A 14,478-nucleotide genomic window follows, 5' to 3' on the forward strand; every position below is an offset into this window, starting at 1 on the left:
GCCCTCCAGCGCCTACTAGCGCCTGCTAGCGCTCAGGCGCGAGGACCAGGTCGTAGTCGACGGTGTAGAACGTCTTGCCGTCTTCGTGATGCTCGACGAAATCGGCGACCAGTGACTGTTTGACGCCGAACACCGCGTCGGTCGCCAGGTAGGGGTCGCCGTTCGCGAACACATGCGTGATCAGCCGCCTGTACCCAGGCGCGGTCACCATGAAGTGGATGTGTGCCGGCCGCATCGGCCCACGCCCGGCCGCCCGTAACAGCTCACCGACCGGCCCGTCGTCAGGGATCGGATACGCCACCGGCTTCACCGCCCAGAACCGGTAGTTGCCGTCAGCATCGGTCCTCAGATGCGCCCTGTTCTGCGGCCGATCAAGGTCCTTCTGTACGTCGTAGAACCCGTCCTCGTCGGCCTGCCACGTCTCGATCAACGCCCCTGGGATCGGCTCGCCGTCGGTGTCCAGCACCCTGCCACGGACCAGACACGGCTGCCCCGGCGCACCGTTCGAGATGTCGTCGCCAAGCTGCACCTCCGGCGACCCCTCGACAAAGAACGGTCCGAAGACGGTCGACTCCGTGGCCGCCGGCGGTTTCCGGTTCCCGAGCCCGACCGTCAACATCGACAACCCCAGCACGTCCGCCAGCAGTACGAACTCCTGCCGTGTCTCCGTGGAAGCCTGCCCAGTCCTGGTCAGGAAGTCGATCGCCGCAAAGTACTCGTCCTCGGTCAGCTCCACCTCACACGCAAACGCATGCAGATGGCGAACGAGCGCGCTCATCACTTCCCGGTAGCGCGCGCTCCCGCTCCCGGTGAAACTCCCCACCACCGCTTCCGTCAGTTCATCGCCCCGCAGATCCGTCAAGGCCGCACACCCACCCAGTGAGTAGTTCCTCTTTCAATAAGCCAAGCTAATCGAGCCCAACCGGCCCGTCCACAGCCTCGAACCCAGGCACCGATCTGGTCTAGCGTCGGGCGCATGGACCACACGTTCGTCGGCGCCATCATTGAGTGGCGCGGTCCGGCGCCGTACTACTTCGTCGCCGTCCCGGACGAAATCGGTGCCGCGTTGCGAACCGCGGCTGCCGAGTTCGGCTCGTCGTGGGGAACTGTTCCGGTGCGGGCTTCGCTGAACAGCACCGAGTGGACTACCTCGCTCTGGTCGCGGGACGGCGCCTATCTCCTTCCGTTGAAGGACGCGGTACGGAAACCTGCCGGCCTGGATGCCGGTGAGGCTGTGGAGCTTCACGTCAGCTTCGAACCACGTAAACCGCGGCAGGGTACGCCGAAGACCGCACCGCGGCGGGCGGTCCGGGCCGTGGGCTCGCGCGAACCTGTGCGGTCCGAGGAGCTCACGATCGTCCCGGCCAATCAGGCGAAATGGTTCGACGTGCAGGCGATCTTCGGGGATGCGGGGGATGCCTCCCGGTGCTGGTGTCAGCGGTTTCGGATGCTTCCCAAGGAGTCGTGGGCTTCGGAAGGTCCCGAGGAACTGGCTGCTCGTCTCCGAGATCAGACCGCCTGCGACAAGCCGGACGCCACGACAACTACCGGCTTGATCGCCTACCTTGCTGAAGATGCCGTGGGGTGGTGTGCGGTGGCTCCTCGGGTGGGGCATGCGCGGTTGTTGCGGGACTACCGGGTTCCTTGGATGGAGCGGGACGAGGACAAGGCTGATGGGTCGGTGTGGACGGTGACGTGCTTCGTCACTCGGCTCGGGTATCGGCGGCGGGGGATCAGCCGGATGCTGGCGAAGGCCGCGGTGGGGTTCGCCCGGGAGCGCGGGGCTCGCGCCATCGAGGGGTATCCGGATCTGGTGGACGGTGGGTCGGTCGGAACCCTTGCGACGTTTGCTGATGCCGGGTTCGTCGAGGTGAGCCGGCCGGGGAATCGACGGCTGGTCATGCGGATCGACTTCTGAGGTTATCGATGACCTCGGCGTAGTGCGGGTTGGTCATGATGCCGAGGAGGTTGCCGAACGGGTCGACGACCGACGCGGTGCGGAAGCCCGTGTTGTTGCCTCGGTCAACGATGTTCTCGTGGACGGTCGCGCCCAGCTCGAGCAGCCGGGCGAGCGTGCCTTCGAGATCGTCGACGTGCCAGTACATGATCGCGCCGCCGGCCGCGCCGACCTGGTGGGTGGCGTACTTGGCGTCGATGATCCCCAGTTCCGCCTGCAGATCCCCGAGCCGGAACTCCACATACGCCGGATCCTCGGCGCTCGGCACCGCGTAGTACGCCTCGACGCCCAGCAGCTTCTCGTACCAGTCCCGGGCCGCCTTCACGTCGGTGGCGTAGAAGCTGACGGTCGCAAATCCTCGCAACATCGTGGTGGTCCTCTCGCAGGTCTTCCTGGTTGACGACCACCACGATTCCAGTCAAAGTGCTCACCGAGTGAGCACTTTGTTCAGTCGGTCTGGGTGACCTTGCGGAGGCCGCGGGGCGCGTCGGGATCGAGGCCGAGCTTGCGGGCCAGGAGCTCGATGGCGCGCTGGGCGGGGATGACCAGGGCGAGCGGCGCGAGCGTCTCGGGCAGCTCCGGTCCGGCCAGGTTCACGTCGCAGCGGGACGCGAACGTCGGGTCGCCGCCGATGCCGAGGATCTTGCTGCCCTTCTCGCGGACCAGGCCGGCCAGCTCGGTCATGCCGGGCAGCGCGGGGCCTTCGCCGGCCGAGACCAGGATCGTCACCAGGTCGGAGTCGACGACCGCGATCGGGCCGTGCTTGAGGTCGGCGTACGAGAGTCCGCGGACCGGCTGCAGGCAGGTCTCCTCGAGCTTCAGTGCCACCTCGAGCGTCGTGCCGAAGGTCAGCCCCCGGCCGCTCGCGAGGACGTCGTGCGCGCCGGCCAGCAGGTCCGCCGCCGCCTCGACCGAACCCGACAGCATCTTGGTGGCCGCGTCCGGAACCCGGGCGATGTCCGCGTCCAGCGTCCCCGGCCGCGGCGCGAGCGCGTCGACGGCGACGGTGATCGCGGCCAGCTGCGTCGTGTACGTCTTGGTGGCCGGTACGGCGAGCTCCTTGCCGGCCTGCGTGATCAGCGCGACGTCGGCCGTCGACGCCAGCGGGCTGTTGCCGTCGTTCGTGATGCCGACGATCGCGGCGCCGTTGCGCTTGGCCCACTCGGCCGTGTCGACGATTTCCTGGGTGGCCCCCGACTGACTGACCGCGACGACCAGCGAGTTCGAGAGGTCGAGGTTCGCGCCGTACAGCGTGGCTACCGACGGCGCCGCCAGCGACGCCTGCCGGCCGGCGTGGATCTCGGTCAGGTAGCGGCCGTACACGCCTGCGTTGTCCGAGGAGCCGCGGGCCACGAAGATCACGTTCCGGCGCCCGGCGGCCAGCCGGGTGATGTCGTGCCGCAGCGGCAGCACATGCTCGAACGTCGCCGCGAGCGCGGCCGGCTGCTCGGCAATCTCGGCCGCCATCTGAGTTTCCCGAGCGGGGACAGACACCACTGCGATCACTGGTCCTATCTGGTCTTAACAGGTATGCTGCGCACGATAGCAGTGAGCGGCGCCCCGGGGCACCCCCGAGGCCCGCCCAGGTCTGGAGGATCGAGATTCCATGGTGGCGACGAAGCGGGCCCAGGTCCGATCGGTGCTGGAACGGCTGATCGACGTCGAGCTGCACCCCGGGGACCCGATCCCCTCCGAGCGCGCCCTGGTGGACAAGCTGAACGTCTCCCGGGTGACCGTCCGGCAGGCGATCAGCGACCTCGTCGAGTCCGGCGCGCTGGAACGGGTGCACGGCAAGGGGACCTTCGTCACCGGCCCTCAGGTCGACTCCCAGCTGCACCTCACCTCGTTCTCCCGGGAGATGCGGGCCCGCGGGCTCGAGCCCGGGACCGTGGTGCTGTCGGCGAGCGAGATCGAGGCCTCCGACGAGACCGCGAAGGGCCTGCGGGTCGCCAAGGGCACGAAGGTGATCCGGGTCGAGCGGCTCCGCACCGCCGACGCGTCGCCGATGGCCTACGAGGTCGGCTACTACCCGTCCGCGCTCTTCCCCGGCCTGCTCGGCCGCGAGCTCGGCACCCTGTACGACGTCTTCGCGAGCGAGTACGACGTCGTCGTCACCTCCGGCGAGCAGACCGTCCGGGCGGACAACGCCGACGGTCATGTCGCCCGGGTGCTCGGCGTGGCCCGGCGGGCACCCCTGCTGGTCCTCGAGCGCACCACGTTCGCCGGCCGCAAGGTCGTCGAGCTGTCCTGGTCGGCGTACCGTGCCGACCGCTACCGGCTGCACATGGCCCTGACTCCGCGTGGCCCGCGAACCGGGTCCGCCTGACCGAGCCCGGACCGTCCTCCGCTCCCGGAGGACATCCGGACGCCACGAACTGGATCGATCCTGTTCACCAACTGGTCTGCATCCCTGACGATCGCTCCCCGGCCACCGGGCCGGTTCGCCAGGTGGGCCGCCGGATCCGACGAAGTGCCCGGCGGCAATACTGGAGCCGAACCCACAAGAACTGTGTTGTGAGGAGTACCGCGAGACATGCCTATTGCAACCCCTGAGGTCTATGCCGAGATGCTGGACAAGGCCAAGCAGAACCGCTTCGCCTACCCGGCCATCAATGTCAGCTCCTCGCAGACGCTGAACGCCGCGATCCGCGGTTTCGCCGAGGCGGGCTCGGACGGCATCATCCAGGTCTCCACCGGTGGTGCGGACTACCTGTCCGGCCCGACCGTGAAGAACATGGTGTCCGGCTCCGTGGCGCTGGCCGCCTACGCGCACGAGGTCGCCAAGAACTACCCGGTGAACATCGCGCTGCACACCGACCACTGCCCGAAGGACAAGCTGGACGGCTTCGTCCGGCCGCTGCTGGAGATCTCCGCCGAGCGCGTCGCCCGCGGTGAGAACCCGCTGTTCCAGTCGCACATGTGGGACGGCTCCGCGGTGCCGCTGACCGAGAACCTGGAGATCGCCAAGGAGCTGCTGGCCAAGGCCGCCGCGGCGAAGATCGTCCTGGAGATCGAGGTCGGCGTGGTCGGTGGCGAGGAGGACGGTGTCGCCAACGAGATCAACGAGAAGCTCTACACCACGGTCGAGGACGGTCTGGCCACGGTGGAGGCGCTCGGCACCGGCGAGAACGGCCGCTACCTGACCGCGCTCACCTTCGGCAACGTGCACGGCGTCTACAAGCCGGGCGCGGTCAAGCTGCGCCCGGAGATCCTGGCCGAGATCCAGGACCAGGTCGGCGCCAAGGTCGGCAAGGAGCGCCCGTTCGACCTGGTGTTCCACGGCGGCTCCGGCTCGACGCTCGAGGAGATCCGGGCCGCGGTCGACAACGGCGTCATCAAGATGAACGTCGACACCGACACGCAGTACGCGTTCACCCGGCCGGCCGCGGCGCACATGTTCCTGAACTACGACGGTGTGCTGAAGGTCGACGGCGAGGTCGGCAACAAGAAGGCCTACGACCCGCGGGCGTGGGGCAAGGCGGCCGAAGAGGGCATGGCGAACCGCGTCGGCGAGGCGTGCGAGAGCCTGCGCTCGACCGGTACGTCGCTGAACGCCTGACGTTCCGAGAGCTGTTCCGAGCGGGCCCGTCCAGGGGAGTTTCCCCGGGCGGGCCTGTTGCACGTTCCGGGCCTGTGCGTAGTAAAAGTTAGGGCAGCCTATCCTTAGGTGCATGCGCACATCCTTTGTCGTGGTCCTCGTCTGCCTGTTGCTCGCTGCTTGTGGCTCCCAGCCCGAGTCGCCGGAGTCGGAGGCATCCGCCAAGGTGGTCACGAAGTTCGGCGAGGTGACGGTGCCGGCGGAGCCGAAGCGGGTGGTCGCACTCGGCTGGGGCGATGCCGAAACCGCGCTCGCGCTCGGGGTGCAGCCGATCGGGGCCAGTGACTGGCTTGCCTTCGGCGGCGACGGTGTCGGGCCCTGGGCGAAGGGCCGGTACCAGCAAGCGCCGCAGTTGATCAACACGCTCGAACCGCAGTACGAGAAGATCGCCGCACTCCGGCCGGATCTGATCCTGGACGTGAAGTCGAGCGGCAAGCAGGACCGGTACGACACGCTGAAGGCGATCGCGCCGACGATCGGCGTACCGGCCGGGGGCGACGCGTACAAGACGAACTGGAAGCAGCAGACCGAGATGATCGCCGCGGCGCTCGGCCGGGTGGACCAGGGACGGAAGCTGATCGCGGACACCGAGGGCAAGTTCGCCCAGGCGAAGGCGGAGCATCCGGACTTCGCCGGGAAGACGATCACGCTCGGGGCCAGGACGAGCGAGGGATACGGCGCGTACGTCTCGGGGACCGGGCGGGTCGACTTCGTCGAACGGCTCGGCTTCCGGAACAACCCGGCAGTGCAGGCGAAGGCGACCGGCGACTTCTCGGTCCCGGTCTCCCGGGAGAACCTCGGCATGCTGGACGCGGATCTCACCGTGATGACGCCGATCGGGATCCCGGCGAGCCAGATCACCGGGGATCCGTTGTACCGCGCCGTGGCGTCGGTGAAGGCCGGGCGGGCGGTCGTCTTCGACGACAAGACCATCAGCTCTGCGTTTGCCACCGACACGGTCCTCTCGGTCGGGTATGCGTTGGACAAGGTCGTTCCACTGTTTGCCACTGCGTTGAAGAGCAAGGGGTGACTCCTCTCGTCATCGCACCCGGGCCAGGTCGAAATGCCGGATGCCGGTACGGCGGGCTGCTCGGGTGAACGTGGTTCGGATGCGGTCGGCCACGGTCGCGGGGTCGTCGAGATCGGTCCAGGAGATCCAGCAGTGTTCGACGGGTTGCGGCCCGTCGGTGCTCGAGGGGTCGGGGAGCGGGTCGTCGGTGGCGGCCTCGGAATCCTCGGTGGAGAAGGGAAAACGCGGCTCGAACTCGACCACCGTGCGTTCGTCGGGGAACCACAGACCTTCGACGGCCGGGTCGTCGGGGTCCGGCTCCTCGGCGTCGGGAGGCGGCTGCGGGCTCGGGTCCGGGAGGCCCGCGGCGGCGAGGAGATGACGGAGCCGGGACTCGGCGATCGAGGCCGCGCCGGTGAGCTGGCTCAGCACCTTGAGGGCGCGCTTGTTGCCGTGGTCAAGGAACGTGGTCGCCTGGTGCAGCTTGCGGCGGTCGACCATGCCGGTGTGCAGCGCGGCGTCCGCGAGCACCACCGCGGGGCCGGTGGGCGCGGTTGCCGCGACCTCGACGACGGCGCGAGCGGGCGACACCAGCCGCAGGGTGTTCCAGACCTGGAGGCCTGGGCCGACCGGATCGCGGATGTGGCGGTGGACGCCGCGGAACCGTCCGGAGCGGCCGTCGGGAGCTGTGATGTGCACGCGGGAGAGGTCGAGACCCCAGACAGGTAAGGCATGCAGGGCCGCGGCTGACTGGTGACTGGCGAAGGTGTCCGGGCCGCCGGCGCGTAGTACGCGATAGGTGCGGCGCAGGTGCAGGATCTCTTCGGTGACGAGCATGAGGGACCGTCTGGCGGCATAGGTGCCGCGGCGGATCCGCCGCCACTGACCGGATCTCAGCAGGGCGTCGATGTCATGGTCGGCATATCCGCAAGCGCGGGCGTCGGCCCGGGTGAAGACACCACCGCGAATCGACGCCATCACAGCGAGTTGAGGATTCATGCCCTAGAACTTGCCGCGATTCGGCCCCTCGCCGACCGCCGACTTTCAACCTGTGGAGAACTCGTGCCGGACCCAGACGTTCGGCTCGACGTAGACCGCGCGGTCGGCGGTCACGTCGCACTCCACCGGCACCAGAGCGCCGTCGACCACAACCGGTCCGGTGGTGTCGAACGGCAGGCCGGTCCAGTCGCGCCAGTCGGTCGGCGAGCCGGCGATCACCCACGATGCGGGCGCGATGGCGGTGATCCGCCCGCCGGCGCGGACGTGGGTGCGAAGCCAAGGGTCGGCGGGTAGGCCGTCGGCTCGGGTGCGGGCGGCGTACTCCTGCATGGGGAGCGTTGGTTCGAGGTGCTTGCGGGTCGGGCGGACGGGGGCGTCGAGGGCACGGAGGCCGAGCTCGGCGGCCGCGGAGCGGAGGGCGTCGAGGAGGAGCGCGGCGACGCCTTCGCCCTGGAAGTCGTGCGCGACGCTGATGTTCAGCGCGCAGGCGACATCCGGGCGGACGTTGTTGCGCGCATCGGCGAAGGCCCGGACGACGGCCTGTTCCCAACCGCCCGAGGGAAAGGGATCACGACCGGCGCTGGAGAGCTGGACGGCGTGGGCGTCGCCGACCGGACGGCCGTCGGACGTCGCGATCAGACAGGTGGAGGCGAACGTGGTGACGGTCTGCGGGAAGTACGCCTCGGAGACGTGGTTGTGGCGCATGAAGGCAGGCCACGGGCCGGCCGCGATCGGGGCGTGGGACAGGTGGGGGCGGGCGGCGAGGGTGGTGATCTCGAGCGGGCGGCCCGACGGGAGGGAAATGGGCATAAAAAAGGCCCGTCATGTGTCTATGACGAGCTCCGCGCGGGTTGGTACCCAGGGTTGCCAGAGGAGGGGCATGCCGGCCTCGGACGGTGTCCGGTTGCCCTTGCGCTCGTTACAGGAGGCATGGGCCGCGACGGCGTTCAGCCACTCGGTGCGGCCGCCGCGGGACCTGGGTTGGACATGGTCCATGGTGTCGGCGTTCTCCAGACCGCAGTACGCGCAACGGAACTTGTCCCGCCGCAGGACGCCGTGCTTGCTGTACTTCATCCGGCCGGCTGCGTAGCGCCAATGCGTCACCACGTAGCGGACCAGCCGGAGGACGCGAGGGACTGGAAAAGGGCCGATAGTTCGCTCTCCGTGCGCCTCTTCGACCACTGCGACCTCACGAACCAGCATCCGGATGGCGTGCTGGATCGATACGGTGTGCAGCGGTTCGTACGACGCGTTCAGGACTATGACGCTCATCCGGTGCCTCCTTCCGGCCGTAGCTGGGAACCACGGCGGTTTGAGCGAGGGTCTCAAGCATCCGTGGCCGCCGGGTGAACGGTCAACGGATTTCGTCAGACGGTCACGTGCCGGTACGGCTGCGTGATCGGCGAAGATGTGCTTATGGAATTGAACAATCTGCTCTCCGGTCCACCCGAGACACTACTACCGGTCGACCCGGCCGCGGCGGAACTCGCCGACGGGGCCGCTCCGGCGGACGTCGCCGCCAAGCACCCGACGTCCTCGCTGGCCTGGGCGGTGCTCGCCGAGGGCGCGCTCGCGGACGGCCGGACCATCGAGGGGTACGCGTACGCGCGGACCGGCTACCATCGGGCGCTCGACCTGCTCCGGCGGAACGGCTGGAAGGGGCACGGCCCGGTCCCGTGGGAGCACGAACCGAACCGCGGATTCCTCCGCGCGCTGGCCGCGCTGGGCAAGGCGGCGACGCTGATCGACGAGAAGGACGAGGCCGAGCGCTGCGTCACGTTCCTGCGCGACTCGTCGCCGACGGCGGCCGACGAACTGAGCTGAAACCTGCTTGTGGGGCTGGTTTCCCGGCGGGATGATCTGCCGGGTGACCAGCCCTTACGCACAGGACGGATTCGGTGCCGGGTTCGACTGGGGACCGGTCGGCGCGGAGGTCGTTGCCGGAGACATCGTCGCGGTCGTCGACGTGCTGTCGTTCACGACGGCGGTGACGGTCGCGGTCGACCGTGGCATCGACGTGTACCCGTACCGATGGCGCGACGAGAGCGTTGTGACGTACGCCGAGCAGTACGGCGCGATGCTGGCGGTCGGGCGCTCCGCGGCCGGGCCGGGGGACGTGAGCCTGTCGCCGGTGTCGATCAGGAGCGTGACCGGAATCACCAGGCTGGTGCTGCCGTCGCCGAACGGATCGACGATCGCGCAGCAGCTCGCCGACAGCGGCGCAACCGTCATCGCGGTGTCGTTGCGTAATCGGCGGGCCGCCGCGGAATGGGTGGCCGAGCGGGTCCGAGCCGCCGGCGACGGGCCGAGGCCCAAGGTGGTCGCGATTGCCGCGGGGGAGCGGTGGAAGGACGAGTCGCTGCGGCCGGCGGTCGAGGACCTGTGGGGCGCCGGTGGGTTCCTCAGCGCGCTCCGGCGTGAGGACCTCGGTGCGCTCCGGAGCGAGGACCTGTCGCCGGAGGCACGTGCGGCGGTGGCGGCGTACGAGGCGGTGAAGGATGAGTTGTCCGGGCAGTTGCGCGAGTGCGCGGGCGGTCGGGAGTTGGCGCAGTACGGCTTCGCGGAGGATGTCGAGGTGGCGGCCGAGGTCGACGAGAGCGGTGTCGTGCCGGTGCTCGTGGACGGTAGACTGTTCCGGTCAACCTGAACCACTCGAGGTTTCTGCCCGTTGACAGTGCCGGCAAGCGGCGAGCGTCCCCGCTTCTTGCCGAACATGGACGGTTCTAGGCGGACGGACAGACCGGCGAAGCTGGACGCCCACGGTCGGGTCCCCGCCCCATCGGGCAGCGGAAGGTCACACCGTGCCGGCTCTCACCGGACGGATCGGCGCGCCCACTTACGCGGAGGTACTGCGGACTCCGGGCGCCTGGAAGTTCTATTTCGCGGCGGCCCCGGCAAGGATCGGGATCGCGATGACGGGTCTCGGCATCGTCTGGCTGGTGCACGGATCGACCGGCTCGTACGCCGCGGCCGGCAGCGTCACCGGTGGCTTCGCCGTCGCCGAGGCGGTCGCCGGACCGCAGGTCGCGCGGCTGATCGACCGTTTCGGTCAGACCCGGATGTTGCCGTTCACCCTGCTCGCGCACGCGACGATGATGGCGTTGCTCATCAGCCTCACGATCACCGGCGCACCGCTGTGGCCGCTGATCCTGACAGGTGTCCTCGCCGGCGGATCGCTGCCGCAGGTGAGTGCGCAGACAGGCGCCCGCTGGGCGTATGCGCTGCGCGAGACACCGTTGCTGTCGTCGGCGTTCGCTCTGGAAGCGCTGAGCGTCGGTGTCGCGTTCATGGTCGGTCCTGGGCTGGTCGGCGTGATCAGCTCGTCGACAACGCCGGCAGCCGGGTCGATGCTCGCCACGGGCCTCCTGCTGGCCGGTGGCTTCCTGCTGGCGATGCAACGGGGTACTGCGCCGCCGCCGACCGCACCGGGCGAGCACGGGAGTGCGAAGCGCCTGCTGCACAAGCGGTTCGTTGGGCTGGTCGGTACGAACCTCGGCATCGGCCTCTTCTTCGGCAGCATGCAGGTTTCCGTTACAGCCTTCGCAGTGTCACGAGGTGTGCCGGGCCTGGCCGGGCCGCTCTACAGCGTCACGAGCCTGGTGAGCCTGTTCGCTGGATTCGCCTACGGTGCAAAGCGTTGGCGCACGGCGCCGGAGACACAGTTCGTCGCGGCGTTCGTGTGGCTTGCCGTGAGCTGCTTGCCGTTGCTGATGGTGCACACACCCCTGGCGGCCGCGTTGGCGTTGGCCCTGCCAGGATTGGCGATCGCGCCGTTCCAGACGCTGTCGGCAGTGCTGACCGAGTCTGCGGTCGAGCCCGCGATCCTGACGCAGGCCTTCACCTGGATCAACTCGGGTGGCGCGGCAGGGATCGCGCTCGGGTCCGCGTTCGCCGGCTGGGTCGTCGACGGGCACAGTGCGCAGTACGGCTTCGTGGTCGCGCTGGCCGCGGCAACGTGCGCGTTGGCGATGGCGGTAACGGTGAAGGTCAGCGGTAGGTGACCTGACGCTCGGCGGCGGCCCGGGCGGCGTACTCGGCCGGCGTGAGGCCGATCTGCTGCTTGAACTCCTTCGAGAAGTGCGCCTGGTCGAAGTAGCCGAGCGACGCGGACAGTTCCGCGAGCTCGGCGACCTCGCCGTTGGCCAGCAGCTCCGCGCCGTCGTGCAGCCGGTACCGGCGGAGCACCCACTTCGGGCCGACGCCGACGTACCGCCGGAACAACCGCTGCAGGGTCCGGATCGGCACGTCGAACCGTTCGGTGATCTCGTCCACGCGGGCCACCGAACGGTCCGCCGCCATCGTCGACACGATGTCCCGGACCAGTTCGTACGACGGATCCGGCGGAGCCAGGTGGTCCCGCAGGAACGCCTCGAACACCGCGCGCCGCCGTACGTCGGACTCTGCCTCGAACATCAGGTCCGCCAGCCGGTCGCCGTCCGCGAAGACCGCCGCCAACGGCAGCACCTCGTCCCGGAACGAACCCACGTCCAGCCCGGTGATCGCCCCGAACCCGCCGGCCCAGAACTTCACCCCGAACGCCCGCCCGCGCCCGGACAGCTGACGCTCGAACTTCCGCGTGCAGACGCCGTTCACGAACGCGCCGCCCGGCTGCTCGAACGTCACGTTGACGGACGGGAACGGCAGCACCTCCGCGGTGTACGGCTCGTCCAGATCCCACTCGACGATCCAGTACCACTCCACGAACCGCCCGGCGTCCGGACCCGGCGTGAGCCGGTTGAGCGAACGGTGCCGGGCCTGCTCGCGGGGATGCAGGATCCCCTTCTCGCTGTCGGATGGCTGGGTCAAAGCTCCCTGTCGCTTTCTTACAAGACCGGCACGGCGCCTGGCACGTTGACTGGCCGCATGACGAACACGGTAAACCCCATCCCCGACGGTTATCACTCGCTGACCCCGTACCTCGCCGTCGCGGACGGACCGAAGGCGATCGAGTTCTACCAGTCGGTGTTCGGGGCAGAGGTGATCAGCCGGCAGGACATGCCGGACGGGCGGCTCGGGCAGGCCGAGCTGAGGTTCGGCAACTCGATGCTGCAGCTCAGCGACCAGATGCCGCAGATCGGGCTGCGGGCTCCGAATGGCGAGTGGGTGCACTCGTCGCTGGTGCACTACGTGCCGGACGTGGACGCGACGTACGCGAAGGCGGTCGAGGCCGGAGCCAAGCCGGTCGAGCAGGTGCAGACGTTCATGACCGGGGACCGGTTCGGGACGGTGATCGACCCGTTCGGGCACCGCTGGGCGATCCTCACCAAGGTCGAGGACGTCAGCCCGGAAGAGGCCGACCGGCGGGTGAAGGAGTGGCTGGCCGGCAACCCCGAAGAGCTCAACTCATGAGGAAGCGGCCCGCCGGAACCGTCCCCTGCGGCAGTTTCGGCGGGCCGCTGACTAAGAGTGTGCACGTGATCACGCTAAATGGCAACCCGTCAGTTGAGTGAACAGTGACTTCGGAGGTTGTGGACAGGCCCGAAACGCAGGCCCGGTGGTCCGGTAGGCTTTGGTCGCAAGAGCCTGGATGCGTTGCCGGATGAATGTCCGGTGAACGTCTCCGGGCTTCACCGTTTCCAGCACCGGCCGCCACGGGGTGTGAGGTTGGTGCGTGAAGAGGAGGGCTGAGATGCCCGCAATCGTGCTCGTCGGCGCCCAGTGGGGCGATGAGGGCAAAGGCAAGGCGACCGATCTGCTCGGCAACACGGGCGAGGTCATCGACTACGTGGTGAAGTTCAACGGCGGCAACAACGCCGGCCACACGGTCGTGATCGGATCCGAGAAGTACGCGCTGCACCTGCTCCCGAGCGGCATCCTCACACCGGGTGTCACCCCGGTGATCGGCAACGGGGTCGTGGTCGACCTCAGCGTGCTGTTCGAGGAGCTCGACGCGCTGCAGGGGCGCGGACTGGACACGTCCCGGCTGGTGGTCAGTGCGAGCGCGCACGTGATCCCGCCGTACAACCGGACCCTCGACAAGGTCACCGAGCGGTTCCTCGGCAGCCGCCGGATCGGTACGACGGGGCGCGGGATCGGCCCGACGTACGCCGACAAGATGAACCGGATCGGGATTCGGATCCAGGACCTCTACGACGAGAAGATCCTCGAGCAGAAGGTCACCGGTGCGCTGGAGCAGAAGAACCAGCTGCTGGTGAAGGTGTACAACCGGCGCGCCGTCGAGATCCGCGAGGTCCTCGACGAGCTGCTCGGGTACGCGGACCGCCTGCGGCCGATGGTCGCCGACACCGGCCTGCTGCTGAACAAGGCCCTCGACGAGGGCAAGACCGTGCTGATGGAGGCCGGTCAGGCGACCCTGCTGGACGTCGACCACGGCACGTACCCGTTCGTCACCTCGTCGAACGCGATCTCCGCCGGCGCCTGCACCGGGACCGGCATCCCGCCGACCCGGATCGACCGCGTGATGGCGGTCGTGAAGGCGTACACCACGCGCGTCGGCGAGGGCCCGTTCCCGACCGAGCTGCTGGACGCGGACGGCGAGTGGCTGCGTACCCAGGGCGCCGAGTTCGGCGTCACCACGGGCCGCCCGCGGCGCTGCGGCTGGTACGACTCGGTGATCGCCCGGTACGCCGCCCGCGTGAACGGTGTCTCGGACTTCGTGCTGACCAAGCTCGACACACTCACCGGCCGCGAGCGGATCCCGGTCTGCGTCGCGTACGACGTGCACGGCGTCCGGCACGACGAGATGCCGATGACCCAGACCGAGTTCCACCACGCGGTCCCGGTGTACGAGGAGTTCGACGGCTGGTCGGACGACATCACCGGTTGCCGTTCCTTCGACGACCTGCCGAAGGAGGCGCAGACGTACGTGCGCGCGGTCGAGTCGCTGAGCGGGGCCCGGATCTCGGCGATCGGCGTCGGCCCGGAGCGCAGCCAGATCGTCCAGCTGTAAGGCCG

At 68.8% G+C, this 14,478-nt stretch carries 16 protein-coding genes; 9 read left to right on the forward strand and 7 right to left on the reverse strand.

The window, feature by feature from the left end:
* Positions 1-25: 25 nt before the first annotated feature.
* On the reverse strand, positions 26-826 hold the full coding sequence (locus ACXJJ3_RS24545; protein WP_458171940.1) for a dioxygenase family protein: 801 nt from the start codon (positions 824-826) through the stop codon (positions 26-28).
* 150 nt (positions 827-976) lie between these two features.
* Between ACXJJ3_RS24545 and ACXJJ3_RS24550 the strand changes: the two genes are divergently transcribed.
* Positions 977-1,918 (forward strand): GNAT family N-acetyltransferase, encoded by a 942-nt coding sequence (locus tag ACXJJ3_RS24550; protein WP_458164188.1) that lies wholly within the window; start codon positions 977-979, stop codon positions 1,916-1,918.
* Here ACXJJ3_RS24550 and ACXJJ3_RS24555 read toward each other — a convergent pair.
* Both ACXJJ3_RS24555 and ACXJJ3_RS24560 read right to left on the reverse strand, forming a co-directional pair.
* Positions 1,899-2,324 carry a VOC family protein gene (locus ACXJJ3_RS24555; RefSeq protein ID WP_458164189.1) on the reverse strand — a complete coding sequence of 142 codons (426 nt, stop codon included), beginning with the start codon at positions 2,322-2,324 and terminating at the stop codon, positions 1,899-1,901. The two genes, ACXJJ3_RS24550 and ACXJJ3_RS24555, sit on opposite strands and share 20 nt — an antisense overlap.
* A gap of 80 nt (positions 2,325-2,404) precedes the next feature.
* Positions 2,405-3,424 carry an SIS domain-containing protein gene (locus ACXJJ3_RS24560; RefSeq protein WP_458164190.1) on the reverse strand — a complete coding sequence of 340 codons (1,020 nt, stop codon included), beginning with the start codon at positions 3,422-3,424 and terminating at the stop codon, positions 2,405-2,407.
* A gap of 139 nt (positions 3,425-3,563) precedes the next feature.
* Here ACXJJ3_RS24560 and ACXJJ3_RS24565 point away from each other — a divergent pair, with 139 nt between their 5' ends.
* From ACXJJ3_RS24565 to ACXJJ3_RS24575, 3 genes are all read left to right on the forward strand, one after another.
* Positions 3,564-4,283 carry a GntR family transcriptional regulator gene (locus ACXJJ3_RS24565; protein ID WP_130388014.1) on the forward strand — a complete coding sequence of 240 codons (720 nt, stop codon included), beginning with the start codon at positions 3,564-3,566 and terminating at the stop codon, positions 4,281-4,283.
* A gap of 207 nt (positions 4,284-4,490) precedes the next feature.
* Positions 4,491-5,516 carry a class II fructose-bisphosphate aldolase gene (gene fbaA / locus ACXJJ3_RS24570; protein WP_458164191.1) on the forward strand — a complete coding sequence of 342 codons (1,026 nt, stop codon included), beginning with the start codon at positions 4,491-4,493 and terminating at the stop codon, positions 5,514-5,516.
* Between the two features lie 112 nt (positions 5,517-5,628).
* Positions 5,629-6,585 (forward strand): iron-siderophore ABC transporter substrate-binding protein, encoded by a 957-nt coding sequence (locus ACXJJ3_RS24575; protein ID WP_458164192.1) that lies wholly within the window; start codon positions 5,629-5,631, stop codon positions 6,583-6,585.
* A 9-nt stretch (positions 6,586-6,594) separates the two neighbouring features.
* On the opposite strand, the gene ACXJJ3_RS24580 is transcribed toward ACXJJ3_RS24575, so the two are convergent.
* The 3 genes from ACXJJ3_RS24580 to ACXJJ3_RS24590 form a co-directional block, all read right to left on the reverse strand.
* On the reverse strand, positions 6,595-7,542 hold the full coding sequence (locus ACXJJ3_RS24580; RefSeq protein WP_458164193.1) for a type IV toxin-antitoxin system AbiEi family antitoxin domain-containing protein: 948 nt from the start codon (positions 7,540-7,542) through the stop codon (positions 6,595-6,597).
* 66 nt (positions 7,543-7,608) lie between these two features.
* Complete coding sequence (locus tag ACXJJ3_RS24585) at positions 7,609-8,373, reverse strand: GNAT family N-acetyltransferase (protein ID WP_458164194.1); 765 nt, start codon at positions 8,371-8,373, stop codon at positions 7,609-7,611.
* A 12-nt stretch (positions 8,374-8,385) separates the two neighbouring features.
* Positions 8,386-8,835 (reverse strand): HNH endonuclease, encoded by a 450-nt coding sequence (locus ACXJJ3_RS24590; protein WP_355695284.1) that lies wholly within the window; start codon positions 8,833-8,835, stop codon positions 8,386-8,388.
* Positions 8,836-8,979: 144 nt separating this feature from the next.
* Between ACXJJ3_RS24590 and ACXJJ3_RS24595 the strand changes: the two genes are divergently transcribed.
* From ACXJJ3_RS24595 to ACXJJ3_RS24605, 3 genes are all read left to right on the forward strand, one after another.
* The gene (locus tag ACXJJ3_RS24595; protein WP_458164195.1) at positions 8,980-9,387 is read left to right on the forward strand and encodes a DUF3151 domain-containing protein; all 408 of its coding nucleotides are present in this window, start codon (positions 8,980-8,982) and stop codon (positions 9,385-9,387) included.
* 43 nt (positions 9,388-9,430) lie between these two features.
* A complete protein-coding gene (locus ACXJJ3_RS24600; protein ID WP_458164196.1) occupies positions 9,431-10,210 on the forward strand; it encodes a 2-phosphosulfolactate phosphatase in 780 nt (259 codons plus the stop codon).
* Between the two features lie 154 nt (positions 10,211-10,364).
* Positions 10,365-11,564: an MFS transporter gene (locus tag ACXJJ3_RS24605; protein WP_458164197.1), complete on the forward strand. Its 1,200-nt coding sequence runs from the start codon at positions 10,365-10,367 to the stop codon at positions 11,562-11,564.
* Here ACXJJ3_RS24605 and ACXJJ3_RS24610 read toward each other — a convergent pair.
* Positions 11,551-12,369: a DUF6597 domain-containing transcriptional factor gene (locus ACXJJ3_RS24610; RefSeq protein WP_458164198.1), complete on the reverse strand. Its 819-nt coding sequence runs from the start codon at positions 12,367-12,369 to the stop codon at positions 11,551-11,553. The two genes, ACXJJ3_RS24605 and ACXJJ3_RS24610, sit on opposite strands and share 14 nt — an antisense overlap.
* Positions 12,370-12,426: 57 nt before the next feature.
* Here ACXJJ3_RS24610 and ACXJJ3_RS24615 point away from each other — a divergent pair, with 57 nt between their 5' ends.
* Together ACXJJ3_RS24615 and ACXJJ3_RS24620 are read left to right on the forward strand one after the other, a co-directional pair.
* Positions 12,427-12,912, forward strand: coding sequence for a VOC family protein (locus ACXJJ3_RS24615; protein WP_458164199.1), 486 nt, complete (start codon positions 12,427-12,429; stop codon positions 12,910-12,912).
* Between the two features lie 280 nt (positions 12,913-13,192).
* Positions 13,193-14,473, forward strand: coding sequence for an adenylosuccinate synthase (locus tag ACXJJ3_RS24620; RefSeq protein WP_458164200.1), 1,281 nt, complete (start codon positions 13,193-13,195; stop codon positions 14,471-14,473).
* Positions 14,474-14,478: the final 5 nt, after the last annotated feature.

Source organism: Kribbella sp. WER1 (genome assembly GCF_054189145.1).